At 63.6% G+C, this 26,323-nt stretch carries 27 protein-coding genes; 20 read left to right on the top strand and 7 right to left on the bottom strand.

What is annotated here, in order from left to right:
* Window positions 1–93 precede the first annotated feature (93 nt).
* The 5 genes from flhF (at window position 94) to motD (ending at window position 4,999) form a co-directional block, all read left to right on the top strand.
* Window positions 94–1,665, top strand: a complete 1,572-nt coding sequence (flhF, locus tag AC1PQG_RS19620) for a flagellar biosynthesis GTPase FlhF (protein ID WP_481119481.1) — start codon at window positions 94–96, stop codon at window positions 1,663–1,665.
* Window position 1,666: 1 nt separating this feature from the next.
* The gene (locus AC1PQG_RS19615; protein WP_481119480.1) at window positions 1,667–2,452 is read left to right on the top strand and encodes a MinD/ParA family ATP-binding protein; all 786 of its coding nucleotides are present in this window, start codon (window positions 1,667–1,669) and stop codon (window positions 2,450–2,452) included.
* A gap of 114 nt (window positions 2,453–2,566) precedes the next feature.
* Entirely contained in the window at window positions 2,567–3,340 is a 774-nt protein-coding gene (locus tag AC1PQG_RS19610) for an RNA polymerase sigma factor FliA (RefSeq protein WP_481119479.1), read from the top strand.
* A 20-nt stretch (window positions 3,341–3,360) separates the two neighbouring features.
* Window positions 3,361–4,101, top strand: coding sequence for a flagellar motor protein (locus AC1PQG_RS19605; RefSeq protein WP_481119478.1), 741 nt, complete (start codon window positions 3,361–3,363; stop codon window positions 4,099–4,101).
* 4 nt (window positions 4,102–4,105) lie between these two features.
* Window positions 4,106–4,999, top strand: coding sequence for a flagellar motor protein MotD (gene motD, locus AC1PQG_RS19600; protein WP_481119477.1), 894 nt, complete (start codon window positions 4,106–4,108; stop codon window positions 4,997–4,999).
* Window positions 5,000–5,044: 45 nt separating this feature from the next.
* Here motD and AC1PQG_RS19595 read toward each other — a convergent pair whose 3' ends face one another.
* The 3 genes from AC1PQG_RS19595 to flgA all read right to left on the bottom strand — a co-directional run bounded on the left by AC1PQG_RS19595 (window position 5,045) and on the right by flgA (window position 6,636).
* Window positions 5,045–5,524 carry a flagella synthesis protein FlgN gene (locus AC1PQG_RS19595; protein ID WP_481119476.1) on the bottom strand — a complete coding sequence of 160 codons (480 nt, stop codon included), beginning with the start codon at window positions 5,522–5,524 and terminating at the stop codon, window positions 5,045–5,047.
* 6 nt (window positions 5,525–5,530) lie between these two features.
* Window positions 5,531–5,845, bottom strand: a complete 315-nt coding sequence (flgM, locus tag AC1PQG_RS19590; RefSeq protein WP_481119475.1) for a flagellar biosynthesis anti-sigma factor FlgM — start codon at window positions 5,843–5,845, stop codon at window positions 5,531–5,533.
* 86 nt (window positions 5,846–5,931) lie between these two features.
* Window positions 5,932–6,636: a flagellar basal body P-ring formation chaperone FlgA gene (gene flgA, locus AC1PQG_RS19585; protein WP_481119474.1), complete on the bottom strand. Its 705-nt coding sequence runs from the start codon at window positions 6,634–6,636 to the stop codon at window positions 5,932–5,934.
* Between the two features lie 326 nt (window positions 6,637–6,962).
* On the opposite strand from flgA, the gene flgB reads away from it, so the two are divergent.
* The 13 genes from flgB to AC1PQG_RS19520 all read left to right on the top strand — a co-directional run bounded on the left by flgB (window position 6,963) and on the right by AC1PQG_RS19520 (window position 18,769).
* Window positions 6,963–7,370, top strand: a complete 408-nt coding sequence (flgB, locus tag AC1PQG_RS19580) for a flagellar basal body rod protein FlgB (RefSeq protein WP_481119473.1) — start codon at window positions 6,963–6,965, stop codon at window positions 7,368–7,370.
* Between the two features lie 10 nt (window positions 7,371–7,380).
* Entirely contained in the window at window positions 7,381–7,785 is a 405-nt protein-coding gene (flgC, locus tag AC1PQG_RS19575) for a flagellar basal body rod protein FlgC (RefSeq protein ID WP_481119472.1), read from the top strand.
* An 18-nt stretch (window positions 7,786–7,803) separates the two neighbouring features.
* The gene (locus AC1PQG_RS19570) at window positions 7,804–8,487 is read left to right on the top strand and encodes a flagellar hook assembly protein FlgD (RefSeq protein ID WP_481119471.1); all 684 of its coding nucleotides are present in this window, start codon (window positions 7,804–7,806) and stop codon (window positions 8,485–8,487) included.
* Between the two features lie 12 nt (window positions 8,488–8,499).
* Entirely contained in the window at window positions 8,500–10,191 is a 1,692-nt protein-coding gene (locus tag AC1PQG_RS19565; protein ID WP_481119470.1) for a flagellar hook protein FlgE, read from the top strand.
* Window positions 10,192–10,211: 20 nt separating this feature from the next.
* Entirely contained in the window at window positions 10,212–10,952 is a 741-nt protein-coding gene (flgF, locus tag AC1PQG_RS19560) for a flagellar basal-body rod protein FlgF (protein ID WP_481119469.1), read from the top strand.
* Between the two features lie 137 nt (window positions 10,953–11,089).
* Window positions 11,090–11,875, top strand: a complete 786-nt coding sequence (gene flgG, locus AC1PQG_RS19555; RefSeq protein WP_481117567.1) for a flagellar basal-body rod protein FlgG — start codon at window positions 11,090–11,092, stop codon at window positions 11,873–11,875.
* 23 nt (window positions 11,876–11,898) lie between these two features.
* The gene (locus tag AC1PQG_RS19550; RefSeq protein WP_481119468.1) at window positions 11,899–12,576 is read left to right on the top strand and encodes a flagellar basal body L-ring protein FlgH; all 678 of its coding nucleotides are present in this window, start codon (window positions 11,899–11,901) and stop codon (window positions 12,574–12,576) included.
* 11 nt (window positions 12,577–12,587) lie between these two features.
* Window positions 12,588–13,697 carry a flagellar basal body P-ring protein FlgI gene (locus AC1PQG_RS19545; protein WP_481123031.1) on the top strand — a complete coding sequence of 370 codons (1,110 nt, stop codon included), beginning with the start codon at window positions 12,588–12,590 and terminating at the stop codon, window positions 13,695–13,697.
* Complete coding sequence (gene flgJ, locus AC1PQG_RS19540; RefSeq protein WP_481119467.1) at window positions 13,697–14,665, top strand: flagellar assembly peptidoglycan hydrolase FlgJ; 969 nt, start codon at window positions 13,697–13,699, stop codon at window positions 14,663–14,665. The genes AC1PQG_RS19545 and flgJ overlap by 1 nt, the downstream gene beginning before the upstream one ends.
* Before the next feature lie 80 nt (window positions 14,666–14,745).
* Window positions 14,746–16,701 (top strand): flagellar hook-associated protein FlgK, encoded by a 1,956-nt coding sequence (gene flgK / locus AC1PQG_RS19535; protein WP_481119466.1) that lies wholly within the window; start codon window positions 14,746–14,748, stop codon window positions 16,699–16,701.
* Window positions 16,702–16,712: 11 nt separating this feature from the next.
* Window positions 16,713–17,903, top strand: coding sequence for a flagellar hook-associated protein FlgL (gene flgL / locus AC1PQG_RS19530; protein ID WP_481119465.1), 1,191 nt, complete (start codon window positions 16,713–16,715; stop codon window positions 17,901–17,903).
* Between the two features lie 160 nt (window positions 17,904–18,063).
* On the top strand, window positions 18,064–18,369 hold the full coding sequence (locus tag AC1PQG_RS19525; protein WP_481119464.1) for a hypothetical protein: 306 nt from the start codon (window positions 18,064–18,066) through the stop codon (window positions 18,367–18,369).
* Window positions 18,370–18,463: 94 nt separating this feature from the next.
* Window positions 18,464–18,769, top strand: coding sequence for a PilZ domain-containing protein (locus AC1PQG_RS19520; protein WP_481119463.1), 306 nt, complete (start codon window positions 18,464–18,466; stop codon window positions 18,767–18,769).
* Between the two features lie 30 nt (window positions 18,770–18,799).
* Here the strand turns inward: AC1PQG_RS19520 and AC1PQG_RS19515 are convergent, their stop codons facing one another.
* The 4 genes from AC1PQG_RS19515 to AC1PQG_RS19500 all read right to left on the bottom strand — a co-directional run bounded on the left by AC1PQG_RS19515 (window position 18,800) and on the right by AC1PQG_RS19500 (window position 24,516).
* Complete coding sequence (locus AC1PQG_RS19515) at window positions 18,800–21,373, bottom strand: bifunctional diguanylate cyclase/phosphodiesterase (protein WP_481119462.1); 2,574 nt, start codon at window positions 21,371–21,373, stop codon at window positions 18,800–18,802.
* Window positions 21,374–21,516: 143 nt separating this feature from the next.
* Entirely contained in the window at window positions 21,517–22,299 is a 783-nt protein-coding gene (locus AC1PQG_RS19510; RefSeq protein WP_481119461.1) for a hypothetical protein, read from the bottom strand.
* 123 nt (window positions 22,300–22,422) lie between these two features.
* Window positions 22,423–23,958 (bottom strand): fumarate hydratase, encoded by a 1,536-nt coding sequence (locus AC1PQG_RS19505; protein WP_481119460.1) that lies wholly within the window; start codon window positions 23,956–23,958, stop codon window positions 22,423–22,425.
* A gap of 27 nt (window positions 23,959–23,985) precedes the next feature.
* Entirely contained in the window at window positions 23,986–24,516 is a 531-nt protein-coding gene (locus tag AC1PQG_RS19500; protein WP_481119459.1) for a TIGR00645 family protein, read from the bottom strand.
* 104 nt (window positions 24,517–24,620) lie between these two features.
* Here AC1PQG_RS19500 and purB point away from each other — a divergent pair, with 104 nt between their 5' ends.
* Complete coding sequence (gene purB / locus AC1PQG_RS19495) at window positions 24,621–25,988, top strand: adenylosuccinate lyase (protein ID WP_481119458.1); 1,368 nt, start codon at window positions 24,621–24,623, stop codon at window positions 25,986–25,988.
* A 10-nt stretch (window positions 25,989–25,998) separates the two neighbouring features.
* On the top strand, window positions 25,999–26,316 hold the full coding sequence (locus tag AC1PQG_RS19490; RefSeq protein ID WP_481119457.1) for a DUF2322 family protein: 318 nt from the start codon (window positions 25,999–26,001) through the stop codon (window positions 26,314–26,316).
* The last annotated feature ends 7 nt before the right edge of the window (window positions 26,317–26,323 follow it).

The following is a 26,323-nucleotide window of genomic DNA, read 5'->3' as shown; positions in this document are numbered from 1 at the left end:
GCGGCGAACCGGAGATAATCAAGACTACCGAAGTGCCCGCTGGCGTTTGCATGCGCCCAGACCGTGAGGGCCTTCGTTCCCGGAGACAGGAGCATGAACGTCAAGCGCTACTTTGCCAAAACCGCTCGCGAAGCCCTTCGTATGCTGAAGGATGATCTTGGGCCGGATGCGGTGGTGCTTTCCAATCGCGCAGCCAATGGTGGCGTGGAGATTCTTGCGTTGCCGGCAGGCGATGTGGCCAGCATGCAATCGGCCCAGCGCGCCCGCAGCCAAGCATCGGCCGCGCCTGCCCCTGCTGCGACACCTGCGGCGGCTCGGAAGGCCCCGGAGGATTTTTTTGATGACGATTTCCGGGTCAGCCTGTCGAGGGCCGCCGGCAATCGTCAGCAAGCCCCGTCAGCGGCCCCTGTGCAGGCAGCGCCGCGCCCGGCGCCGCAGCGTCCGGCCCCGGCAGTGCAGAGCCCAGCTCCAGCGGTACAGAACTTCACGCCGCCGCGGGTCGAGCTGAGCCGGGATGTGTTCAATGCTGCGTCGGCCCAGGTCCGCCGTCCGCTGGCGGATCACGCGGTGGCGCCGCAGATGTCGGCACCGCGTTCGCCCTTGCGCAGCGAGCCGACGCCGCCACGGGAGGCTGTGCCGGCCCGCGACAACGCAGCGCGTCAGCGTCCGGCGGGTATCGAAGAGGAGGCGCGTATCCGCGCCCTGGAGAACGCCAATTCCCAGATGGCCAATGAACTGGCCGCGATCCGTGGCATGCTGGAGCGTCAGCTTGCCGGTTTTGCCTGGGGCGAAATGGCCCGTACGGCACCGGGGCGCACCCGGTTGATCGGTGACTTGCTGGAGGCGGGCTTCTCCGCCGTACTGGCCCGCGAGCTGGCCGAAGAGGTGCCGGAAGACGAAGCGCCGGAGGAAGCCCATCGCCTGCTGCAGGCGGCGCTCGATCAGCGTTTCCGTTCGATGGCCAGCGATGTGGACATCATCGACCGGGGCGGTGTGTATGCGCTGGTCGGCCCTACCGGTGTCGGCAAGACCACCACCACGGCCAAGCTCGCCGCACGCTGCGTCGTACGCCACGGTGCCGACAAGCTGGCCCTGATCACCACTGACGGTTACCGGATCGGCGCCCACGAACAACTGCGTATCTACGGCCGGATTCTCGGTGTGCCGGTCTTTGTCGTGCGCGACGCGACCGATCTGCGCGAAACCCTGGCCGGTCTGCGTGACAAGCACATGGTGCTGATCGATACGATGGGCATGAGCCAGCGCGACAAGATGGTGGCCGAGCAGGCGGCGATGCTGACGGGGGCCGGCAAGGTATCGCGCCTGCTGCTGCTCAATGCCACCAGCCGTGGAGATACTCTCGACGATGTGGTCAATGCTTATGCTGGCGACGATCTGGCCGGGGTGATTCTCACCAAGATGGACGAGGCCATGTCGCTGGCTCCGGTCCTCGACGTGGCGGTCCGCCGCCAGGTGGAAGTCTTCTACGTGGCCAACGGCCAGCGGGTGCCGGAGGATCTGCATCTGCCCAATCGGGACAAGCTCCTTGGTCAGGCGCTGCGCGAGTTGCCCGCCGCCTCGCCGTTCCGTCTTGACCCCCTGGAGGCCGGCCTGCTGCTGGCCACCGGAGGCAAGGGGAGTGCCAGTCTGAGGGGAGGCCTCTAAGATGCTGCACGCTTCCGATCAGGCCGCCGGCCTGCGTCGCCTGTTCCGTCGTACGCCCTCTGCCGTGGTGGCGTTGTTCACGTCGGGCCGCGCACCCCGCGATCTGGCCGTACAGACCTTGCTGGCGCTGACCGACGGCGCGCGGCGTGTGGTAGCGATCGATGAACATGCGCCTGAGCGCGGCTCTCTGCTGGCTGCTTTCGGCTTTCCGGAAGGGGGCGATCTGCTCGGAGCGCTGCAGGGGCAGTTCGATGTCACCGAGACGATGCGTGAAGTGGCTGACGGTCTATGGGTCGTGCCGGCTGCGGCGACGGTGCAGGCCGTTCCTCTCCTTGGTGCCGGCCACCATGCACGGCTGGAGGCCGGTATCGCCGAATTGCAGCGTCGTGCCGATCTGCTGGCCATCCATACGGTCGGCGATGCCCGTCGTCTGACCCCTTTTGCCCGCGCTGCGGGGCGACGTCTGCTGGTGGTGGAGGCCAGCGGCGTGGGCGCGCGCGGCGCTTGTCAATGGATCAAGGGGCTGGCCGCCGCCGGGGCAGGCTCCCTGGAGATTGCCGTTAGCGGCGCGCGTGACCGGGCCGATGCGACCGCCCTGTTCGCCAGCTTGCAGGATTTCAGTTCGCGCCATGTCGGTTTGCCGCTCGCATGGAGGGGCGAGGTGGAACGCGATCCGCTGGCTGAGGCAATGACGACGCCCCTGGGTGCCCGTCATCCTGCGGAAGGGGCCAGCGCCTTCATCCGGCGCCTGCGGGCCTGGTCGGCCCAGGCCGGAATGGCGGGCTGATTCGACCGATTTGTGGATTGTGTCGCACGGGGCGAAGAGAAGCGTAGCGTTGCCGGTGGCTGTCTCGTAACATGCGGACGGCCCCGGCAACTCAGACCAGAAAGCTGATGAAAGATGTACACCGCCTCCGGCACCCTCGATAAAGAACAGCTCGTCGTCCAGTATGCGCCGCTGGTCAAACGCATTGCCTATCACCTGATGGCCAAGTTGCCGGCCAGCGTTCAGGTCGAGGACATTATTCAGAACGGCATGCTGGGCCTGCTCGACGCGATCAACCGCTACGAAGAAGGCCTGGGGGCGCAGTTCGAGACCTACGCGGTGCAGCGTGTCCGTGGTGCCATGCTCGATGGCCTGCGCGAGAACGACTGGCTACCGCGCAGCCTGCGGCGGGATATGCGGCGTATCGAGGCGGCCGTGCACCAGCTGGAACAGCAGAACGGCCGCCCGCCCACGGAAAAGGAACTGGCCGACTCCCTCGGGCTCCCTCTCTCCGACTACCAGCACATGCTGCAGGAGGCGCGCGGCTACCAGCTGGTGTATTTCGAGGATTTCACGAGCGACGGGGAGGACGACTATCTGGAACGCCACATAACGCTGGAAGGCAATGATCCCCTGACTTTGCTGCTTGAGGGGAGCATGCGCGACGTGTTGGTGAGGGCTATCGACGACCTGCCGGAGCGGGAGCAGACCGTGATGGGGCTTTATTACGAACAAGACATGAACCTGCGCGAGATCGGCGAGGTCCTCGGCGTATCGGAGTCGCGTGTATGTCAACTGCATAGCCAGGCCATCGCTCGGTTGCGAGCCCGTATCTCAGGCGTGGCGCAGGGCATGGTGAAGGCCAAGGCTGACGGTCGTGCCCGCGGCCGGCGTCCCGCGGCATCCTGAACCACAGCCAGAGGGCACGCATGGACAGCATCAGCCTTATCGGGATCACCCTTGCCCTGGCGGCGATTCTCATCGGCCAGGTACTCGAAGGCGGGCATGTCGGCTCCTTGATCCAGCCCACCGCCTTCATGATCGTCATCGGGGGTACCCTGGGGGCGGTTATGCTGCAAAGCTCATTGCAGGTTTTCCGGACAGGGGTCCGGATGATCCGCTGGGTCTTCGTGCCGCCGGCATTGAACCACGCCGAACTGATCGCCCAGATTGTCGAGTGGAGCCATGTCGCTCGCAAGGAAGGGTTGCTGTCGCTGGAGGCGCAGATTCCGGCACTTGAGGACCCCTTCATCCAGAAGGGCCTCCAGCTGTTGGTGGATGGCGTCGAGCCGGAGCGCCTGAGGGATGTGCTGGAGGTGGATATCGACACTTGGGAGGCCCAGATGAAGCAGGGGGCCAAGGTTTGGGAGGCAGCCGGCGGCTATGCGCCGACCATTGGCATCTTGGGCGCGGTGATGGGCTTGATCCATGTGATGGAGAACCTGTCCGATCCGTCGCGCCTCGGTTCGGGGATCGCCGTCGCCTTCGTGGCAACGATCTATGGCGTGGGCTCGGCCAACCTGATCTTCCTGCCGGTCTCCAAGAAGCTCATGGCTGTCATCGGAACACTGGTTTCCATGCGCGAGATGCTGCTCGACGGACTGGTCGGAATCGCCAACGGCGACAACCCGCGCATCATCGAACGTCGTCTCAGCGGCTACGTGGGTTGAGAGCATGGCGCGGCGTGGAAAGAAGGAAGACGAGCACGAGAATCACGAGCGCTGGTTGGTCTCCTACGCCGACTTCATCACCCTGCTGTTCGCCTTCTTCGTGGTGATGTATTCCCTCTCGTCCCTCAACGAGGGCAAGTACCGGATCATGTCTGATTCGGTGGTGAACGCCTTCCGCAATATCGCCAACAGCGAGAATCCGCGGATCGTTTCGAATCCTATCTCGCCGATCCGTCCGAGCACTGCAACGCCGCCGAATGCTGCCGGCGAGACGGATGAGGCGCGCCGCTCGAAGGCCGAGCGGGTGCGTAACATGGCCGAAGAGATCCGCAAGGTGCTGGCTCCGTTGGTGGCCGATGGGCAGGTGCGGGTCACCGAAGGGGCATTTGGGATCACCGTCGAGATCAATGCCAGCGTCCTGTTTGCGCCGGGATACGCCCAGCTTGGCCCCGACGCCGTGCGTGCGCTGCGTGCGGTTGCGCAGGTGCTCGCCGGGGCAGAGTTCCCCATCACGGTCGAAGGGCATACCGACGTGACGCCGATCGCAACCCCAATGTTCCCGTCGAACTGGGAGCTGTCGGCCGTGCGGGCGTCAAGCGTGGTGCGCTTGTTTGTCGAGAATGGCGTGCAACCAGCTCGCCTGACTGCAGCCGGCTACGGCGATCAGCGGCCGGTTGCCGACAATGCGACTCCGGACGGGCGTGCCCGTAATCGTCGAGTCACCATCCTGATCGAGTCGCGGGTGGCCGAGCCGGAGCCTGGAAAGCCCGTCAAGGCATCGGGCGTGGCCGACTCCATCCTGCCCTCGACTGCGCTCCCGCCCCAGTCTCCGGCTGCAGTTCCTGGTGCTGCTGTCAGTGAGCCGTCGGCGGTGACTCCAACTCCGGGCGCACGTTGATAAGCGGCTGAAGCGGTCAAGCCGCAGGCGTCGAGGGCGATCTGCTCAGGCCGAGCCGAGGTGGCGACTGCCTCCAGTTGGCCGCGACTGGCCGTCCTGGCCGTAGATCTGCGGATGTTCGGCGGCGGCCAGCAGCGTGCTCAGGGCTTGCTGATTGTTCTGCAGGCGCTCAAGGATCAATTGTCCATTGACCCGATTGCGCTCCTTGGCCTCGCTCGCCATGGCGATCACCTTGTCCCAGTTGGCGAGCGCTTCAGGCAGGCCGCCGAGGGCAAGCCGGATATTCTCGTTGGTAACCCGAGCACCAGCCCGCGTGAACATCACTGTCCGGTCATCCGACAGGCGTTGCAGGGCACGGTATTGGCTCGTCTTTTCCTCGGCCAGCAGGGTCAGTGCATCGATCTGGCCAGCGACAAGCAATTCTTCCTCCCGCTGCAGCAGCGCTAAGAACTGCTGCAAGCCGGCGCGCTCTTCACCGATCAGAATGGCGAGGCGATGGATGAAGTTCTGATCGACGGTTGCCATCTTTTATCAGGCTTTGCCGGTCTGCGTGGAGAGCATCTGGCGGACGCTTTCGATCAGGCCGTCGGCGACCTTGCCGGTGTCCACCTTGAAACGCCCTTCACTCATGGCCTGTTTGATTTCATCGACCTTTGCACTATCCACGACGGGAGTCCCGGAGATGGTTTCTTCCATCTGCTGCATGCGCGATGAGAGGGAGGAGATCTCCACCTTGTCGGTATCGCCATTCGATGCCTGGGATTTGGTCGCGTCTTTGGAGGCGCGGGTCCGCCCGTCGTTGGACGGCAGGCCACCGGCCGATTTGACGGAATTGTCTATCTTCACGGTCTTGCCCTTTCTTCCAGAAGTCGTTCGAGTCAACGACTCATGGGGCCAAAACTTTAACCCGTTCGGGTGCGGTGGGGAACGCCTCAAGGCGTAATGATTTCGATAAATCCGCCGTTGCGCGCCACGCCGCGTACCACTTGCCCGGTGCTCAGGCGGACCTGTGCCCCCTGACCGTCGCTGGCGGTGCTGAGGGCTGTCCCATCGTTGGCGACTTCGAACCCGGCCCCTCGGGAAATGACCTTCACCGGCTGGCCTTGAACGACGGCGGGCGGCAGGCGCAGGTGGCTGGCGGCGAGCGGTTTGCCGGCCGCCAGGGAGATCCGGGCGGCGTAGCCGATAGCCTGGGAAGGATCGGTCAGGACATCTGAGGCCTGGGCGCTCAGCTCGCCGGTTTCACGACGTAGATCATTGGTGCCGATGATCTGCCCGGCGAGCAGGGGCGCCGCCGTAACCAGATAAACGCCCTTGACCCGAACCTCGGCAGGTACGTAGGCAGACCAGGTGCTTGGCGCAAGGCAGCGCACGCCCACGGTCAGGCGGCCCCATTGCCGGCTGCCGGGCGGCAGGAAAGCTTCTAGTTGGAGGCAGGCCGGCAGAGCGTTGTCGGAGGCAAAATCGCCAACTTGGACGCTGACTTCGCCGGGCAGGCTATGGCTTTGTATGTTGAGGAAACGGGCAACCTCGGCACGTACGGGGGCGGGATCCTGGCGCGCAAAAGCGGGTTGAAACGGGTGTGCCAGGCCCAGCAGAGCCAGTACGGACAGCAGGTGACAAAAGACGGACTTCATGGAGCGAAGAGTAGGGATGTGTGTTCCTATTCGACCACGTCCGGCGCCGAAGTGCGAAAAAAACAGATGTCCCCGTGCCGACTACGGCTTGAGGTGGACGGCGCTTGCCGGTTCGGGCGGCAAAGTTTGCCGTGGCGGCCGGGAGGGGCTGCGCATAGGCATTAAATTGATGCCGGATTTACCGCCTGTTTGGGCCATCAATGTCGCCGCTTGCCGCGTAGAGTGCTTGGCACGGAAGGTGCATTGAATTGCACGAAGACCGCGCTGCCTTGCATGAACGAAAAATGTAACGGCACCGCAGGGAACAAACTTTAAAGGTGAATCGAATGGCCGATCGACTGGACAACGAACTGCGCTTCCATCAGACGGCGCTGAACGTGCGGGCGTATCGCCAGCAAGTGATCGCCTCCAACATCGCCAATGCCGACACGCCCAACTACAAGGCCCGTGACGTCAACTTCCGCGAAGCCCTGAATGGCGCGTTGGGGGGGAAGACGAGTGGGCTGCCCCTCGCCACGACGTCTGTTGCTCACCTGCCGGGCAGCAGTGCCGGCAACGTGCTGGATGCCAGCCTCAAGTACCGGACGGAAGAGCAGGGCGCCATCGACGGCAATACGGTGAGCATGGATGCGGAGCGCAGTGCGTTTGCCGAAAACTCGGTGCAGTACCAGGCCAGCATCACCTTCATCAACGGCCTGCTGCGCTCAATGCAGCAAGCCATCCAGGGTCAGTAAGGAGCGCATCGTGAGCATGCTCAATGTCTTCCACGTGGCCGGCAGCGCACTGACCGCCCAGTCTCTGCGCCTCAACACGACTGCCAGCAACCTGGCCAACGCCGACAGCATCACCTCGAGCAATGGCCAGCCCTACAAGGCCAAGCAGGTGGTCTTTGCGGCGACGCCGATGGCCGGGCCAGGTGCCCAGGGCGTGCAGGTCACGCAGATTGTCGAAAGCGCGGCGCCGATGCGCATGGTGTACGACCCCAAGAGCCCGGCCGCCAATGGGGAAGGCTACGTGGCGCTGCCGAATGTGAATGTGGTCGAGGAAATGACCAACATGATTTCGGCTTCCCGGGCCTACCAGACCAATGCTGAAGTCATGGGGACGGCCAAGTCCCTGATGGAAAAAACCCTGGCCATCGGCCAGTAAGCGTAACGGAGCACGATGATGAGTACCGTCAATTCCAGCACTTCGACCACTGCCGCGGATGCGCTGGCGGCGCTGCAGAAATCTTCGACGACATCCACCAGCAAGACTGACGATGCACAGACCCGCTTCCTGAAGCTGCTCACCGAGCAGCTCAAGAATCAGGATCCGCTGAACCCCACCGACAACGCGCAGATGACGTCGCAGCTGGCCCAGATCAGCACCGTAAGTGGCATCGACAAGCTCAATGCGACGCTGACTTCCCTGCTCGATCAGTCCCAGTCCGGCGACGCGCTGCAAGCCGCGGCGCTGGTGGGCAAGGGCGTGATGGTCTCGGGCAATTCCTTGGCCCTGTCGAGCAGCAAGGCTTACGGCGGTTTCGAGGTCACCAGCCCCGCCGACAAGGTGACGGTCACGATCAAGGATTCCAGCGGCAACGAGGTGCGCAAGATGGAACTGGGCGCCGTCGATGAGGCCGGGGTCTACAATTTTGCTTGGGATGGCACAACCAACAACGGCAGCGTCGCGGCCGACGGCAAGTACACGATCAGTGTCAGCGCGACCCGTGGCGATACCGACGTCAAGCCGACAGCGCTGACGCTGACTACGGTGAATAGCGTGCTGCGCTCCAGCACGGGCAGCGTGTCGCTGGATGTGGGGTCGGGTAATACCGTCGGCCTGTCCGATATCAAGCAGATTCTGTAAGCGGAGACGAAAATGGGATTCCAACAAGGTTTGAGCGGCCTGTCGATTGCGTCCAAGGCCCTTGAAGCGATCAGCAATAACGTGTCCAACTCCGGGACCGTCGGCTACAAGGAAGCCGTTGCCCAGTTCTCCGACGTGTTCGCGGCCTCACTGGCAAGCGGTGCGACCCAAGTGGGTATCGGTGCGCAGGTTTCCAAGGTTGCCCAGCAGTTCGGCCAGGGCAATATCACGACCAGTACCAATGGCCTGGACCTGGCGATCAATGGTCAGGGTTTCTTCCGCATGGATAACGCAGGGGCCATTACCTATAGCCGGAACGGTCAGTTTCAGACCGACAAGAACGGCTACATCGTGAATTCCCAGGGGTTGCGCCTGACCGGTAAGGTTGCCGACGCGAACGGCGTGCTGACGGGGGCGACCGGCGATCTCAAGCTCAATCTCAGCGATGCCAAGCCCCAGGCGACCGGCAATGCCGGCTACAACGTCAATCTGGACTCCCGTTCGGCCACGCCTACGTCGCTCACTGCATCATCGGGTACCAGCGCGGCGATCACTTCGCTGACGGGGCCCTCTCCGTCCTTCACGATCGCTTCGACCGACCAGTTGACCTTCCAGCTCGACGGTGAAACCGGCTCTACAGTGGTAAACCTGCCGGCTGGAACCTATAGCGACGTGGGCTCGCTGGCTGCGGCCATCCAGACGGCCATCGACCAGAGTGCGCTCAAGGGGCGCATCAAGGTCTCGGGGGATAGCACTCCGGCCATCACCTTCACGTCGGCTCGTACCGGCCGCCTGTCCGGCATCACCGTCACTGCTGACCCGGCGACGGCCTCCGCAGCATTGACTTCCTTGCTGCCGACGACGACTACACAGGGCAGCAATGCCAACTTCAGCATCAATGATCCGTCCAGCTACACGAGCTCCACGTCCCAGACGGTCTACGATTCTCTCGGTAATCCGCACACCCAGTCCCTGTATTTCGTGAAGACCGCCCAGGCCAACACCTGGGACGTATACAGCAGTCTGGATGGGCTGCCGCCGCAGATCAACGCGGATGCGCAGAAGCTGGCCCAGTCCCAGACCCCCCCGCAGACCACCACCGAAAACCGCTGGATGTCGATCAGTTTTGACAGCAACGGTGTCTTCCAGAGCAGCAGCCTCTACCAGATCGATCCGGCCAATCCGACCCAAATGGCCTATGTGCAGAGCCCGAGCTCCAAGGTTAAGGTCAATTACGACATCACGACGGGTGCAACTACTCAGTTGAGCTTCGATGTCAATCTGGCCGGCACGACCCAGTTCGGTAACAGCTACGGGATCAACCAGCTGACCCAGGACGGCTTCACCACCGGCAAGCTGTCGGGCCTGAGCGTTAGTGCCGACGGTACGGTGCTGGGTAACTTCAGTAATGGTCAGTCGCGGGTCATGGGGCAGGTGTATCTGGTCAGCTTCCAGAACCCGAACGGCCTCAAGTCCATCGGCGGCAACCAGTGGGTGTCCACCAACGACTCCGGGCCGGAGCAGCCCAATGCCCCGGGCACCGGCGTGCTGGGGGTGATCCAGTCTGGCGCCCTGGAAGACTCCAACGTCGATCTGACTGCCGAACTGGTCAATATGATCACCCAGCAGCGTGCTTACCAGGCCAATGCCCAGTCCATCAAGACCGAGGATCAGGTGCTGCAGACGCTGGTCAACCTGCGTTGATGAACCCTTTGGGATAAGTCATGGACCGTCTGATCTATACCGCGATGACTGGCGCCTCCTCCACGATGGGGCAGGAGGCATCCGTTGCCCACAATATGGCCAACGCCACCAGTACCGGCTTCAAGGCGGAACTGCATCGCCTGCGCGCGGTGCCGGTCCAGAACGCCTTGTTGCCGACCCGGGCCTTCGTCGTCGATGCCAGCGTGTCGGACGATTTTTCTTCCGGTACGCTACAGAGTACCGGGCGTGGGCTGGACATGGCGATCCAGGGCAAGGGCTGGTTCGCCGTGCAGTTGCCGGACGGTACTGAAGCTTATACGCGCAACGGCAGCTTTGAGGTCAGTCCCAACGGCGTCCTGCAGACCCGCAGCGGTTTGCCGGTGCTCGGCAACGGTGGTCCGATCACTGTTCCGCCGGATGTGGAAATGCAATTGGGGGGCGACGGCACGCTGTCCACGGTTCAGCGCTCCGGCTCCCGCAACAACACGAGCGCAGTGGACCAGCTCAAGCTCGTCAATCCGCCCGAGCAGGATCTGCAGCGTGGTGCCGATGGGCTGTTCCGCCTGGCAAATGGTGCCCAGGCGCCGGCAGATCCTGCCGTCAAGGTTGCCGCCGGCTATCTGGAGGGCAGCAACGTCAATGTCGTCGAGCAGATGGTGTCGATGATTTCCCTGTCCCGGCAGTACGAAATGCAGACTAAGATGCTGACGACCGCCAAGGAGATGGACCAGTCCGCCACGCAGCTCGTTTCCAAGAGCTGAATGGTGCTGACGAAACCGGAATAGAAGGGGCTTTTCCGGTCTGCTCCGAGGCTGGAACACCTCTTGCTCTGTCTAGTATCTAATCCGCTGCATCGGTCGATCTTGCCGGTGCAGTAACCAGACACCAGGAGCCCTCCATGCTCATCCGTTCCCTCTCGACCGCCGCTTCTGGCCTCGAGGCCCAGCAGACCCAGTTGGACGTCATCTCCAACAATCTGGCCAACGTCTCCACCAATGGTTTCAAGCGTTCACGGGCGGTCTTCGAGGATCTGCTGTATCAGAACCTGCGCCAACCCGGCGCCCAGTTGACGCAGCAGACGACGATTCCGTCGGGCTTGCAGATCGGTGTCGGCGTGCGGCCCATCGCGACGGAGCGCAACCACACCCAGGGTTCGCTGACGCAGACCGGCAATGCGCTGGACGTAGCGATCAACGGCGAGGGCTTCTTCCAGATCCTGCTGCCCGACGGCACGACCGCCTATACCCGGGACGGTGCTTTCCAGAAGGATTCCAATGGGCAGATCGTGACCTCCAGCGGCTATCCGCTGCAGCCGGCCATCACGATCCCCTCCAACGCCTTGTCCCTGACCATCGGCAAGGACGGCGTGGTATCGGTGACCTTGCCCAACCAGACCGCACCTTCCCAGATCGGCAACATCCAGGTGGCCAGCTTCGTCAATCCTGGCGGCCTGCAGAGTGTCGGTGAAAACCTGTTCCTCGAGACCGCTGCCAGCGGAACGCCGAATCCGAACACGCCGGGTACCAATGGCGTCGGCGTGCTCAACCAGACCTACGTGGAGTCCTCCAACGTGAACGTGGCAGAGGAACTTGTGCTGATGATCCAGACCCAGCGTGCCTATGAGCTCAATTCCAAGGCGGTGTCCACGTCCGATGCGATGCTCGGCAAGCTGACCTCCCTGTAAGTCCTGAGCCGCGGAGATTGATCGTGTTTCTGTCCCGTCCTTTTTTCGTGCTGTTGCTCGCTGGGCTGAGCGGCTGTGCCGCGCTGCAGAGCACGCCGCCGACCGCCGTGCACCAGCCGATGACCATCCGCCCGGAGCCGCGGACGTCCCAGGCGTCCCAGGCAGGTTCGATCTTCCAGCCGAGCTTCTCGCGCCCGTTGTTCGAAGATCGGCGGGCCCGCTTCGTCGGCGACGTGATCACCATCAATCTGGTCGAACAGACCGCCGCAAGCAAGAAGTCGTCGGCAACGGCGGAGCGCAATTCCAGTCTCAGCGCGTCGTTGTCCGGCCTGGCCAAGGTGCCGTTGGCCGGCGCGCTCAACGGGCTCGGGGCGACGGCGTCCGACGCGAGCAAGTTCGGCGGCAAGGGGGACGCGGCGGCCAACAATGCCTTCACCGGTACGATCACGACGACCGTCATTGAGGTGCTGTCCAACGGCAACCTGCTGGTGTCCGGCGAAAAGCAGATCGCCATCAACCAGGGCAACGAATTCATCCGCTTCTCAGGCATCGTCAATCCGGTGTACATGACTGGTGGCAACACCGTGCAGTCCACCCAGGTGGCCGATGCGCGCATCGAGTACCGGGCCAACGGCTATATCGATGAAACCGAGAACATGGGCTGGCTGCAGCGTTTCTTCGTGAACGTGCTGCCTTTCTGAGGGGCATGGATATGTCTTTCCTGTTCCGTCTGTGTCTCGCCCTTGTCGTCGCGGCAAGTCTGACCATTGCGGTGCCAGCCCGGGCCGAGCGTCTCAAGGATCTGGCATCGATCGGTGGTGTGCGGCAGAACCAGTTGATCGGCTACGGCCTGGTGGTCGGCCTCGATGGCTCTGGCGACCAGACCACCCAGACGCCGTTCACGGTGCAGAGCATCATCAACATGCTCGGCAACCTGGGCATCACGCTGCCGCCTGGCCAGTCCCTGCAGCTCAAGAACGTCGCGGCGGTGATGGTCACTGCCAGCTTGCCGCCGTTTGCGCGTCCGGGCCAGCAGATCGACGTGACGGTCTCGTCGATGGGTAATGCACGCTCGCTGAAAGGCGGCACCCTGGTCATGACGCCGCTGAAGGGGGCCGATGGACAGATCTACGCGATGGCCCAGGGCAGCCTGGCGGTGAGTGGGGCCGGCGGTTCGGCGGGAGGCGCCAAGGTGACCGTCAATCACCTGTCAGCCGGACGCATTCCGGGCGGGGCCACGGTGGAGCGCGCGGTGGCGAGTCCGGTGGGGCAGGGGGATTCCGTCTTCGTCGAACTCAACGACGCGGACTTCGGCACGGCCCAGAACGTGGTCGATGCCATCAACCGCGTTGCGCCCGGCGCCGCCCAAGCTGTAGATGGGCGGCAGATCCAGGTGCTGGCGCCGGAGGATCCCAACCTCCGCGTGGCCTTTCTCGGCCGTCTCGAGAACCTCGACGTGACGCCGGCCGTGCAGGCCGCCAAGGTGATCGTCAATTCGCGGACCGGGTCGGTGGTCATGAACCAGAAGGTGGCACTGCAGAACTGTGCCGTAGCCCACGGCAGCCTGACCGTGACAGTCAATAACGAACAGCAGGTGAGCCAGCCCGGTGCGTTGTCCGGTGGTCAGACGGCGGTCACCAACAAGGGCTCGGTGGATATCAAGCAAGAGGGCAGTACGCTGTTCAACATCAAGGCCGGCACCAACCTGGCCGATGTGGTCAAGGCGCTCAATGCGGTCGGCGCCAACCCTCTTGAACTGATCGCCATCCTGCAGGCCATGAAGGCCAGCGGTGCGCTGCGGGCCGAGCTCGAGGTGATCTGATGGCGGATTTCAGCCAGATCAACGCTCTCGACCCGAACACGCTGTCCGGTCTGAAGCGCCTGTCGAAGGACAACTCGCCGGAAGCCATCAAGGAAGCATCCCGTCAGTTCGAGGCCCTGTTCGTGCAGCAGGTCATGAAGTCGATGCGCGATGCGACACCCAAGGGCGGCATGTTCGACAGCGAAGAGGCGCGCATGTACCAGTCTCTGCTCGACCAGCAGATGTCCATGCAGCTTTCCACCCGCGGCCGTGGTTTTGGGCTCGCCAAAGTCATCGAGCGGCAGATGACCCAGGGGCGGGAGTCGGTGACCCTGCCGGATGGTCCGGTGCCACTGGAGCCGACGATCCGGCGGAACTTCGATGCAGCGGTACCGCCGGCGGCAAAGGTCGGTGGTGAAACGGCAAATCCTGCCGCAAGCTTGCCGGCTGCGGATGCATCGAGCACCGTTGCCCCACAGCTGTCGGGCATGCCGGCCGGCAGCCGGGCCCGGGCCTTTGTCGACAAGGTGTGGCCTCAGGCTGTCGAGGCCAGCAAGGCCACCGGTATTCCGGCCCGTTTCCTGGTTGCGCAGGCGGCCCTCGAAACCGGTTGGGGCAAGCACGAGCTGAAGAATGCCGACGGCACGCCCAGCTACAACCTCTTCAACATCAAGGCGGGGCGTAGCTGGACCGGGGCCACGGTGAGTACCTCCACCACCGAGCACCGCAATGGGCAGGCGACGACGGAGAGTGCCCGCTTCCGCGCCTATGGCTCCTACGCGGAGTCTTTCCGCGACTATGCTCGCCTGATCGGCGGCAACCCGCGCTACGCTGCGGTGGTCGGCCAGACGGATGCGACCCGCTTTGCCCGTGGCCTGCAGGCCGCCGGTTACGCTACCGATCCCATGTATGCGGATAAGCTTGCCCGCATCATCAACGGTAATACCCTCAAGGTCGCCCTGGCGGCAGGTTCCACCCCCAGCGCCTGAGCGGCGGTGTTTGCCGGTTCTTTGCTGGCAAAGTTCTTGCGTAGTCTGCCGTAGATACCTCCGAATCAGGGACGCGGATCATGGGCAGCAGCATCTTCAATATTGGCCTCACCGGACTCAACGCCGCCCAGGCGGGGCTGATCACGACCAGCCACAACATCTCGAATGCGGGAACGGCCGGTTACAGCCGCCAGACGACGGTCCAGAGTACCAATCCGGCAATGTTCAGCGGGGCGGGTTTCTTTGGCGAAGGGACCAAGATCGATACGATCAAGCGGGCCTACGACAGCTTCCTGACCGGCCAGGTGATGTCCGCCGACACCAAGTACAACGAGTACAACACCTACAGCACGGAGATCAGCCAGATCGACAACATGCTGGCGGATTCCACGGTGGGCCTCGAACCCGCGGTGGATTCCTTCTTCCAGGGTGTGCAGGAAGTGGCGGCCAATCCGTCCAGTATCCCGGCCCGTCAGTCGATGATCTCCACGGCCCAGAGCCTGGTGGACCGCTTCCAGAACCTGGCCAACCGCCTCAGTGACATCCGCTCCGGCGTCGAGGGGCAGATCAAGGACACCGTCACGTCGATCAGCTCCTACGCCGAGCAGATCGCCGACGTCAATCGCCAGATCGCCATCGCCCAGCAGGCGGGCTCGTCCCAGCCGGCCAACGACTTGCTCGACAAGCGCGACCAATTGGTGAAAGAGCTGAACCAGCTGGTACGGGTGTCCACCACCACCGCCAGCGACGGCTCCATGTCGGTCTTCATCGGTACCGGCCAGCCGTTGGTGGTCGGTATCAGTGCAACCAAGCTCGAAGCCCGCCCGTCCTCCACCGACCCGACCCGCCTCAACGTCAATATCATCACGCCGAGTGGCGCCCCGCTGACGGTACCGGAGAGTCTGCTGGGAGGCGGCAAGCTCGGTGGTCTGCTGGCGATGCGTTCCGAATCTCTGGATGCTACCCAGAACCAGCTCGGTCTGATTGCCGTTGGCCTGAGCTCCGCATTCAACGCTCAGCATGCCCTGGGCCAGGATCTCAACGGGAATCTGGGTACATCCTTCTTCACGGTACCCGGTGCCACCGTCCTTGGCGACTCCGGCAATACGACGACACCGCCGACCGTGAAGTTCAACGATGTCTCCAAACTGACCGGTGACGACTACAAGCTCGTCTTCACGGACAGCGCCGGCAACTATTCGCTGACCCGCCTTTCCGACGGGATGTCGGTGAGCCCTGCTGCAGTCGGGCTGTCGATCACTCCGCCGTCGGCATCCAAGGCGGGTGACAGCTTCGTCATCCAGCCCACCCGTAATGCGGCGGCCAACATTGGCGTCGCCATTACCGACACGCGCATGATCGCTGCCGCGGCGCCGGTGACCGCGTCGGCCACCAGTTCCAATCTGGGATCGGCAAGCATTACCGCGCCAGTGGTGTCGAGCACGGCTGATCTGGCCAGTTTCGGTACCGCTGCGGCGCCGCTGAAGCTGACCATTACGGCGGGGAATATGTTGTCCGGCTTCCCGGCCGGCGTGCAGCTGAGTTACACCCCTCCCGGTACCACGACACCGGTGCCAGTGCCCGCCGGCAGCTCCATTCCCTACGCCAGCGGGATGACGGTTAGCGTCGGTGGTGTGTCCTTCACCATGAACGGTGCGCCACAAGTCAACGATACTTTCACGTTGGGGCCGAATACGGGAGGCGTGTCTGACAGCCGCAATGCGGTTCTGTTGGGCAATCTCCAGACGAGCAAACTGCTGCTCTCAGCGAGCGGCCAGCCGTCGGCGACGTTCCAGTCGGTGTATGCCCAGCTGGTCAGTACGGTTGGCAACAAGGCCCGTGAGGTCAGTGTCAACAGCGACGCGCAGAAAAGCCTGGTGGATCAGGCAGTCCAGGCACAGCAATCGGTGGCAGGGGTCAATCTCGATGAAGAAGCGGCCAATTTGATCCGTTATCAACAGGCATACCAGGCGGCGGGCAAGGTGATGTCCATTGCCTCCAAACTCTTCGACCAAGTGCTGGCCCTCGGCCAGTAAGGAGCATCATCATGCGAGTCACCACCGGCATGATCTTTGACAGCGGCGTTGCGCAGATTCAGTCGCAGAACAGCCAGCTGATCAAAAGCCAGAAAGAGGTTGCCACCGGTCGCCGCGTGCTGGCACCGTCGGACGATCCTGTTGCATCGGCGCGGGCCTTGGAAGTGACCCAGTCGAAAAGCGTCAACGCCTTGTATACGTCCAACCAAGGGTATGCCACGGATCAGCTCAAGCTGGTGGATAGCAAGTTGAGCGCGGTTACCGATCTGGTTACCTATGTGCGTACCCGTGCCGTTGAATCCGGTAACGGTGCGTATTCAACCAAGGAGCAACAGAGCATTGCTGCCGATATCACCCAGCAGTTCTCTGCGCTGCAGGGCCTGGCCAACAGCCAGGACTCCACCGGTGAATTCATCTTCGGTGGCTATACCAGCAACACGCAGCCGTTTGTCGGCAGTTTGACGACCGGCATGACCTATCAGGGCGATCAGGGCGCACGCACTTTGCAGATTTCTTCATCGCGCAATCTGCCGGTCACCAGCTCCGGTGATGAGATTTTCAACACGCTGCGGGCGCCGACTGGTTCGGCCTTTGCGCTCAGTGCGGCTGGCAATACCGGCTCGGCACTGGTTTCGGGGATGAGCCTCAGTGGCTACAACAACCACGCGTACGACATCAGCGTGGCTGCGGGGCCGACCTATCAGGTCTTTGACTCCACCGCCGACCCCACCCATTCGGCGCCGATTACGCCGACCGTTACGACCAGTGGTTCGGATACGACCCTCAATTTTGGCGCCGTCACCCTGACGCTGAGCGGTGCGCCGGCTGCGGGCGACAGCTATTCGGTCAGCACGGTGGCCAGCGCCTTCGACATCATGGGCAACTTCGCGACGGCCCTGCAGTCGGGCAATGCCGCCGTGACCCGCTTCGGTGGTCTTCAGGCGATTGCCGGCATGGACGCAGCGCAGGACAGTGTTTCGCGTGTGCAGGCCGGGGTTGGCTCCCGCATGGTGGAAGTGGAAACACAGCAAAATATCGGTAGTAGCCTCGATCTGCAGTACAGCGAAACCCTGTCGCGTCTTCAGGATGCCGACTACGCTTCGGCAGTGAGTAACCTCTCTCAGCAACAGATCTACTTGCAGGCGGCCCAGCAGAGTTTCATGAAGGTCAGCAATCTGTCCCTCTTCAATTACATCAATTAAGCCAATGCGGGTGGGTTTCTCATCTTTGGGGATGGTCGGGCTAAGCTTAGGCTTGGTTGCCTGTAGCAGTGCCCCTCCAAAGGAGTGGGCACTTGGCCCTGCTGCGGTGCTTATGGCCTCGGATGCGGGCTATCTGAACGCCTCGATGCTTGCAGGGGCCTTGATTTTCTATATCGTCAGCGATCCTTTCGCGCCCAACTGGAGCATCGAGGAAGCCCGCCGGGGTGACGACCGCTATCTGCTCGCCTTGCGCCTGAAGGCTATCCATTCGGGGGGCGATGGCGAGGCGCGCCAGGTGTTCACGCGTCGGGCGGCGCTACTGGCCGGCCAGCCGGGCTTCACGTCCTACGAAGTGGTTTCCTGGCAGGAAGGGCTCGAAAGCACTCGTCCGTTTGCCCAGCGGGTGGCGTACGGCGAGCTGCGTCTCGTCCGGGCGGAACCGGCGCCAGGCACTCCGGTGAGATAAGCGTCACGCCGCGATGCCTGCAAGCGTTTCTGAGCCTTGCGGGATGGGGCCGAGTTTCGTAAGGTGCGCGCTTCGACCGCAGGAATTTGCTGATATGGACCGAATGACCGAAAGGCGGAAGGATCGCCGCATTCCGCTGGGCTGCAAGGTGGGTATCCGGCCCTACGGCGGGGGGCCGACGGTGGTCGGGACCTGTGTCGAACTGGGCGTCGGCGGCATGACCATCCACTCCAGCCACGTACCGCGAATGGACGAAGTCTTCGAGGTCGCCGTGCTGCCTCCTGACAGCGGGGGGACCTACATGCCGCTGCATGCGCGGGTGCGTGTCCGGCGCTGCCACGGGCTCGAACAGACCGGCGTTTACGAGATGGGCGTGGAGATCATCGAGATCATCCGCTGAAGAGGCGTCCTGACCGCATCCTGTGGGCTGTCAACCGGTAGCGGCCAGCGCCAGGCCAGGTGCCGGATTGCCGGCAAAGAACGGCAGTTTTTCAAAGTCCTCCGCCGGGCAGGGCTTGCCCAGGTGGTAGCCCTGCAGGACATCCACTTCCAGTTGCATGAGCGTCGAAGCAGTGGCTTCGTCTTCGACGCCTTCCGCCACCGTGCGCAGGCCGAGGGCCCGGGCCAGATTGACGATGGCCTGCAGGATGCGCAGGCCATCCGGTGTATGGACCCGCTGCACGAAGGAAATGTCGACCTTCAGTTCGCCGACCGGTAGCTCGTGCAACTGGGACAGGGACGCGTAGCCGGTGCCGAAATCGTCGATGGACAGTGTGAAGCCGGCCTGTACCAGCTGGCGCAGGCGTTCTTCGGCGCACTCCACCTCCATCAAGGCCACGGATTCGGTGACTTCCAGGATCAGGGCTGCGGCCGGCAGGCCGTAGTGGCCCGCATCCGCCAGCAGGGTATCGACGAAATCCGGCGCGAACAGCTGGCGCTTGGAGATGTTCAGGGACAATTGCAGATCGGGGCGCAGCCGGTGCCAGCGGGCGAACTGTTCAAGGGCCTGGCGGCGTACCAGCTGGCCGAGGTCGTGGATCAGGCCGAGGGTTTCCGCCATCGGGATGAAGGTACCCGGTGAAATCCAGCCCAGATCCGCGTCGTGCCAGCGGGCCAGTGCCTCGGCGCCGGTCAGCGGGCGCTGGCCGGTGGCGTCCGGCGTGGCGGCGAACTGGGGCTGGAACCAGCTGGTGATGTGTCCGTCGCGGATCGCCTGGGCCAGCCGCGACTGGATGTAGAGCTCCTTCTTGCCCAGGCCGCGGGCCGACATGTCGGAGAACAGCTGGAAGTTGTTGCGGCCCTGGGACTTGGCGTAGAACATCGCCCGGTCGGCGTGGGCCAGCAACGTGTCCACGCTGTCGCTGTCGTCCGGGAACAGGGATATTCCCATACTGAAGGTGGCGTTGATGGGCTGGCCTTCCAGTTCGTAGGTCTGCTGCATCACGCTGACCAGTTTGCGCGCCACGTTGCGGGCGTCTTCGGCACTGGTGAGGCCGGGCAGCAGGGCCACGAACTCGTCACCCCCCCAGCGGGCGATGGTATCGCCGTCGCGCAGGCTCTTTTCCAGCGTCTTGGCCATGCCCAGCAACAGCGCGTCGCCGGTCTTGTGGCCGTAGGCGTCGTTGATGTTCTTGAAATGGTCGAGGTCGATGAAGCACACGGCAACCCGCGCATCGGTGCGCCGTGCCAGTTGCACCGTCTTCTTGATGCGATCTTCCAGCAGTACCCGGTTGGGCAGGCCGGTGAGGGCGTCGTGCAGGGCCATGTGGGCAATGTGGCGCTCCTGCAGGTAGGTCTTGGTGATGTCGCGCAGCACGCCGCGGATGCCGATCAACTGGCCCTCGTCGTCCCGTTCGGCGACGAAGCGGCATTCCATCCATTGTTCATAGGCGGCCTCGGCCATGATGCGGAAGCGGCCATGGAACTCGTCCTTGCGGCCGTTCTGCAGGTCGCCGAGGCATTTCAGGAAGGCACTGCGGTCGTCAGCGTAGATGGTCTCGGCCAAGGGGGCTCCGCCTGGCGAATTGCCGGTCAGGTGCCACCAGCCGCTGTTTGCGCTGGCGATGCGGCCGTCGGGCTGCAACTCCAGCACGGCTTCGTCGAGCATGTCCAGCGTGCGGACGAAGGAGTGCTGCTCTGCCGCCCACAGTTTTTCCTTCGCCAGCGCCCGGTTGAGGGCCGCAAAGGGCTGGCGCACGCTGTCCACGAATACGGCCCGGTAGATGAAGCCATAGGAGATGACCTTGTAGATGTGGCCGGCGAAATTGAAGATGTCGCTGACCGACGCATACAGCGTGAAGCACAGCTCGGACAGGGCGGCGATCGCCGCGGCTGCGAACAGGTCCGCGGCATTGTGGGCGACGCCTCGGCGGGCCTGTCGGTAGAACAGCATGGCCGCAAGTCCGTAGAGGACGATCAGCACATACTCGCTGTCGATCTTCAGTTGCGTCAGGCCACTTTCCTGGACGAAGAGGACGGGCAAGCTGGCGGCATTGAACAGCTCGAGCCAATACACCGCGCCGACATAGCCGCATACCGCCACGAGCAGGCTGTAGCGGGAATGGCGGTGCAGCATGGGTTGCCATGCGCGGGTGGCGGTGATCAGCAGGCCGACGGCCACCAGGGCACGCGCGGCCAGCCAGAAGACGATGGCTTTCTGCGGGCTGGATGGGGTGACAAAGTCCGGCATGCCGCCGTAGCCGAACATGTGTCCGAAGTCGAGCAGCGCCGTGCCGAGAAGGACCGTGCCGAGCAGCACTACGTTGCCAGGCCGGGTGTGGGAATAGGCATTCCAGGCGATCCCGAAGACGAGCATCGATACGATGATCGATGCGGTCTCCATGGCTGCGTGCAGCGGCAGGAAACGGCCCAACCCCAGGTCAAATCCGCCGTCCTGCTGCCACAGCAGGAGATACACGAAGGTGAGTGAGCCCAACCAGTAAAAGGCTTGGGTCAGGTCCTGGGAGCGGGCTTGGAGGACTGGGGGCGGATTTTTAGCGGGCATCGGGACGCCGGGCACACGGACAAGAGCAGTGAACGGATATCAGGCCGACACTAATATCACAAAGTGCTTATGGGGCGACGGGGCAAGCGTCATGCCTTGTGAAATTTGCTGTTGTTGGCCCGGAGCCGGCGTCGGCCGCTACGTTAATGCCGTGTGTCTATCGTCAGCAAGCCGATTTCGCTTGCGGTCAGGGGGCCGATGAGGGTCTGGGCCAGGCTGTCGGGAATCCTTGCCCGGTCGTCGGCGAGCGGGATGCGCCCGGCCATGATCTCGGCGGTCGGTTGCGGGTAAAGCGGCTGCCGTTGGGGTTCCGCATAGCCGTCGGGAAAACGCGGCGCAAGACTGTGGAGGTCGTACTTGTCGGTGGCGCCGAGAGTGTGCAGCAACTCGTGGGCGATGATCACTGCGTTGCGCTGGCGCTCGCTGCGGCTGGCGAAAACCTTCACGACGCCGAGCTTGCCCTTTTCGAGGCCGACCGAATGGTCCAGTACTGGTGTCAGCATCGGATCGTGGTAAAGCAGGAACAGGCGTACGTCGGGTCGCGGCCCGGGGGCGGCATCATGACGCCAGGCCCAGAAGCGCAGCTGCAGGCTCCAGCCCATCATCGCCAGGGCATTGCCGCCAGCCGGGAACGGCGGCGGCTGGCTGGTGAGCGGCGGGGCCAGGTTGATGGCCAGGGGCCGCAGCAGCGAATGCCCGTGGCGTTGCAGTTCCTCCTCCAGCCAGTCGCCGATGACCGCGAAGTCTTCAGGCTTCAGCTCGCCAACGATGCGCCGGCTCGTATCGGAGGGATCGGCGGCGATCGGATAGACCGTCACATGCAGGGTGCTGTCCCACGCGGTGCTGCGGGCGCTGGATTTCCAGCTGCCGACGGCGACGGTGGCGAGGATGAGCAGCAGGATGGCGATGCGGAGCTTGCGGAACATGGGGAATCGCTGTGGGCCGCAGTGCGGCTTCCGGAAAGAGCCCGAATTATGCCAAAAGATTTTATGCGAGCCAGAAAAAAGCCCGGCCAGACGGCCGGGCTCGGGTGCTGCGCGAGGGCGTGATCAGGCGACGGTGACCGGGATCTTGCCGATCTTGGCCTGCCATTCCTTCGGGCCGGTGTTGTGCACGCTGGTGCCGGAGGAGTCCACCGCGACGGTGACGGGCATGTCCTGCACGTCGAACTCGTAGATGGCTTCCATGCCCAGGTCGGCGAAGCCGACGACCTTGGCCGACTTGATGGCCTTGGCCACCAGGTAGGCGGCGCCGCCGACGGCCATCAGGTAGGCGGAGTTGTTGTCCTTGATCGCCTCGATGGCCACGGGGCCGCGCTCGGACTTGCCGATCATGGAGATCAGGCCGGTCTTCTCGAGCATCATGCGGGTGAACTTGTCCATGCGGGTGGCGGTGGTCGGGCCGGCGGGGCCGACGACTTCGTCACGCACCGGATCCACCGGGCCGACGTAGTAGATCACGCGGTTGGTGAAGTCCACCGGCAGGGTTTCGCCCTTGGCCAGCATGTCGGCGATGCGCTTATGGGCAGCGTCGCGGCCGGTCAGCATCTTGCCGTTGAGGAGCAGCTTCTGGCCCGGCTTCCAGGCGGCGACTTCTTCCTTGGTCAGGGTGTCCAGATTGACGCGGGTGGCCGACTTGAGGTCCGGGGTCCAGGTGACGGCGGGCCAGTCTTCCAGCTTCGGCGGTTCGATCTTGGCCGGGCCGGAGCCGTCCAGGTGGAAGTGGCAGTGGCGGGTGGCGGCGCAGTTGGGCACCAGGGCGACCGGCAGGTTGGCGGCGTGGCAGGGGTAGTCCAGCACCTTTACGTCGAGCACCGTGGTCAGGCCGCCGAGGCCTTGGGCGCCGACGCCCAGCGCATTGACCTTCTCGTACAGCTCGAGGCGCAGCTCTTCGGCGCGGGTCAGGGCGGCGCCGGAGGAGGCCTTTTCCTTCAGCTCATGGATGTTCACCGGCGCCATGATGGATTCTTTGGCGAGCAGCATGGCCTTCTCGGGCGTGCCACCGATGCCGATGCCGATGATGCCCGGCGGACACCAGCCGGCGCCCATCTCGGGGATCTTGTGGAGGACCCAGTCCACCAGGTCGTCGGACGGGTTGAGCATGGCGAACTTGGACTTGGCTTCGGAGCCGCCGCCCTTGGCCGCACAGATCACTTCCACGTGGTGGCCTTCGACGATCTCGAAGTGCACCACGGCCGGAGTGTTGTCCTTGGTGTTCTTGCGGGCACCGGCGGGGTCGGACAGCACGGAGGCGCGCAGGGGGTTTTCGGGGTTGCTGTAGGCGCGGCGAACGCCCTCGTTGATCATCTCCTGGATGCTCATCGTGGCGTCCGGCCAGCTGACCTGCATGCCGACCTTGATGAACACCATGCCGATGCCGGTGTCCTGGCAGATCGGGCGGTGGCCTTCGGCGGCCATGCGGGAGTTGGTCAGGATCTGGGCGATGGCGTCCTTGGCGGCGGCGGATTCCTCGCGCTCGTAGGCTTCGCCCAGGGCCTTGATGTAGTCCAGCGGGTGGTAGTAGCTGATGTACTGGAAGGCGTCCGCGACGGACTGGATCAGGTCTTCCTGTTTGATGGCGGTCATGGGTGAGGCTCCCTCTACGTGATGTCTTTAGTGTTTGGACAGCAGGACGGTCTGGTTCATGATCTTGTCGACCATCGCCATGGCGAGGGCCGAGAACAGGAACACGACATGGATGATCACCTGCCACTGGATCGTGTGCTCGGGCAGGTTGCCGGCATTGATGAAGGTCTTCAGCAGATGGATCGACGAGATGCCGATGATGGCGGTGGACAGCTTGATCTTCAGCACGCCGGCGTTCACGTGGGACAGCCATTCCGGCTGGTCCGGGTGGTTGTCCAGGTCGAGGCGCGACACGAAGGTCTCGTAGCCGCCGATGATGACCATGATCAGCAGGTTGGCGATCATCACCACGTCGATCAGGCCGAGCACCACCAGCATGGTCTCGGTCTCGCTGATGTGGCCGCCGGCTTCGAAGACCGAGCTCACCAGGTGGAAGAGCTCCGCCATGAAGAGGTACACGTAGATACCCTGGGCGACGACCAGGCCAAGGTACAGCGGGGCCTGGAGCCAGCGGCTCCAGAAGATGAAACGTTCGAGTTGTTGAGGACCGTTGCTCATGATGATGGGCTGCAGTTCGGGAAGCCCGGATTTTATCATCGGCGAACGGCTCTCCAAGACGCTAAAATGGAGAACTTTGCTTTTCCGCCTTAAGGGCTTTACGCATGAACCTGCAACCCATCACCGCGCTGTCGCCCCTCGACGGGCGCTACGAATCCAAGGTCTCCGCGCTGCGCGAGCACTTCTCCGAGTTCGGCCTGATCCGCAACCGCGTGAAGGTCGAGATCGAGTGGCTGAAGGCACTCGCCGCCGCGCCCGAACTGGCCGAGATCGCGCCGTTCTCCGCCGCCACCGTCGCCGAGTTGGATGCCGTGATCGCCGAGTTCTCGGTGGCCGACGGTGAGGCCGTGAAGGCCATCGAGGCGACCACCAACCATGACGTGAAGGCCATGGAGTACTGGCTGAAGCAGCGCCTTGGCCACAACCCCGAAGTCACCCGCGTCACCGAGTTCATCCACTTCGGCTGTACCTCGGAAGACATCAACAACGTGTCCCATGCGCTGATGCTGCGCGACGGCCGCGACGGCGTGCTGCTGCCGTCCCTCGACAAGATCATCGCCCGCCTGGTCGAACTGGCCCACCAGCACGCCGAGCTGCCGATGCTGTCGCGCACCCACGGCCAGCCCGCCAGCCCGACCACCCTCGGCAAGGAAATGGCCAACGTGGTGTATCGCCTGCGCCGCGTGCGCAAGGCCATCGCCGACGTCGAGCTGACCGCCAAGTTCAACGGCGCCGTCGGCAACTACAACGCCCACCTGTCCGCCTATCCCGAGTTCGACTGGGAAGCCTTCAACGGCCGCTTCATCGAATCCCTCGGCCTGGCCTTCAACCCCTACACCATCCAGATCGAACCCCACGACGCGATGGCCGAGCTGTACGACGCCACCGCCCGTGCCAACACCATCGTGCTGGATATCTGCCGTGACATCTGGATGTACATCTCCCTGGGCTACTTCAAGCAGAAGCTGAAGGCCGGCGAGATCGGCTCGTCCACGATGCCGCACAAGGTCAACCCGATCGACTTCGAGAACGCCGAAGGCAACCTGGGCCTCGCCAACAGCGTGCTGCGCCACCTGGCCGACAAGCTGCCGGTGTCCCGCATGCAGCGCGACCTGACCGACTCCACCGTGCTGCGCAACATGGGCGTGGCCTTCGGCTACGCCGTGCTGGCCTACGATTCCTGCCTGCGCGGCCTCGGCAAGCTGGAAGCCGAGCCGGCCCGTCTGGCCGCCGACCTGGACGCCTGCTGGGAAGTGCTGGCCGAGCCGATCCAGACCGTGATGCGCCGCTACGCCGTGCCCAACCCCTACGAGCAGCTCAAGGAGCTGACCCGCGGCAAGGGCATCACCAAGGATGCGCTGCAGGCCTTCATCGGCACGCTGGCCATCCCCGAAGCCGAAAAGGCCCGCCTGCTGGAGATGACCCCCGCCAGCTACATCGGCAAGGCCGCCGAGCTGGCCAAGCGCATCTGAGGAGACGGACATGGCCTTTGCCGACAAGCTCAAGACCCTGCCGGGCGTGTCCCATCTCGCCGCGATCCAGCTGATCGACGCCGTCGACGCGGTGGTTGCCACCATCGAGAACAAGCCCGGCCAGGCCGGCTCGCTGGCGGTGTACAACCACCTGGCGCAGATCCACGGCGCGATCACCCCCGAGGCGGCGACCCAGGGCATCGCGATCTACGAGGAGCACAGCGAGGATGCGCGCCTGAACCCGGGCAAGCATCCCAACATCGATCGCCTGATCGGTCTCGTCGAGCGGGGTGAGACCCTGCGCGTGAAGCACGTCTTCGCGACCTGAGCGGCGA

It is taken from the genome of Zoogloea sp. GDB6, assembly GCF_056724105.1.
This window is presented reverse-complemented; position numbering and strand designations above follow the sequence as displayed.

Excerpts from the sequence above, each read along its gene's own strand:
- flhF (WP_481119481.1), top strand. The coding sequence starts at position 94 with ATGAACGTCAAGCGCTACTTTGCCAAAACCGCTCGCGAAGCCCTTCGT.
- AC1PQG_RS19615 (WP_481119480.1), top strand. The coding sequence starts at position 1,667 with ATGCTGCACGCTTCCGATCAGGCCGCCGGCCTGCGTCGCCTGTTCCGT.
- AC1PQG_RS19610 (WP_481119479.1), top strand. The coding sequence starts at position 2,567 with ATGTACACCGCCTCCGGCACCCTCGATAAAGAACAGCTCGTCGTCCAG.
- AC1PQG_RS19605 (WP_481119478.1), top strand. The coding sequence starts at position 3,361 with ATGGACAGCATCAGCCTTATCGGGATCACCCTTGCCCTGGCGGCGATT.
- motD (WP_481119477.1), top strand. The coding sequence starts at position 4,106 with ATGGCGCGGCGTGGAAAGAAGGAAGACGAGCACGAGAATCACGAGCGC.
- AC1PQG_RS19595 (WP_481119476.1), bottom strand. The coding sequence starts at position 5,524 with ATGGCAACCGTCGATCAGAACTTCATCCATCGCCTCGCCATTCTGATC.
- flgA (WP_481119474.1), bottom strand. The coding sequence starts at position 6,636 with ATGAAGTCCGTCTTTTGTCACCTGCTGTCCGTACTGGCTCTGCTGGGC.
- flgB (WP_481119473.1), top strand. The coding sequence starts at position 6,963 with ATGGCCGATCGACTGGACAACGAACTGCGCTTCCATCAGACGGCGCTG.
- AC1PQG_RS19570 (WP_481119471.1), top strand. The coding sequence starts at position 7,804 with ATGAGTACCGTCAATTCCAGCACTTCGACCACTGCCGCGGATGCGCTG.
- AC1PQG_RS19565 (WP_481119470.1), top strand. The coding sequence starts at position 8,500 with ATGGGATTCCAACAAGGTTTGAGCGGCCTGTCGATTGCGTCCAAGGCC.
- flgF (WP_481119469.1), top strand. The coding sequence starts at position 10,212 with ATGGACCGTCTGATCTATACCGCGATGACTGGCGCCTCCTCCACGATG.
- flgG (WP_481117567.1), top strand. The coding sequence starts at position 11,090 with ATGCTCATCCGTTCCCTCTCGACCGCCGCTTCTGGCCTCGAGGCCCAG.
- AC1PQG_RS19545 (WP_481123031.1), top strand. The coding sequence starts at position 12,588 with ATGTCTTTCCTGTTCCGTCTGTGTCTCGCCCTTGTCGTCGCGGCAAGT.
- flgJ (WP_481119467.1), top strand. The coding sequence starts at position 13,697 with ATGGCGGATTTCAGCCAGATCAACGCTCTCGACCCGAACACGCTGTCC.
- flgK (WP_481119466.1), top strand. The coding sequence starts at position 14,746 with ATGGGCAGCAGCATCTTCAATATTGGCCTCACCGGACTCAACGCCGCC.
- flgL (WP_481119465.1), top strand. The coding sequence starts at position 16,713 with ATGCGAGTCACCACCGGCATGATCTTTGACAGCGGCGTTGCGCAGATT.
- AC1PQG_RS19520 (WP_481119463.1), top strand. The coding sequence starts at position 18,464 with ATGGACCGAATGACCGAAAGGCGGAAGGATCGCCGCATTCCGCTGGGC.
- AC1PQG_RS19515 (WP_481119462.1), bottom strand. The coding sequence starts at position 21,373 with ATGCCCGCTAAAAATCCGCCCCCAGTCCTCCAAGCCCGCTCCCAGGAC.
- AC1PQG_RS19510 (WP_481119461.1), bottom strand. The coding sequence starts at position 22,299 with ATGTTCCGCAAGCTCCGCATCGCCATCCTGCTGCTCATCCTCGCCACC.
- AC1PQG_RS19505 (WP_481119460.1), bottom strand. The coding sequence starts at position 23,958 with ATGACCGCCATCAAACAGGAAGACCTGATCCAGTCCGTCGCGGACGCC.
- AC1PQG_RS19500 (WP_481119459.1), bottom strand. The coding sequence starts at position 24,516 with ATGAGCAACGGTCCTCAACAACTCGAACGTTTCATCTTCTGGAGCCGC.
- purB (WP_481119458.1), top strand. The coding sequence starts at position 24,621 with ATGAACCTGCAACCCATCACCGCGCTGTCGCCCCTCGACGGGCGCTAC.
- AC1PQG_RS19490 (WP_481119457.1), top strand. The coding sequence starts at position 25,999 with ATGGCCTTTGCCGACAAGCTCAAGACCCTGCCGGGCGTGTCCCATCTC.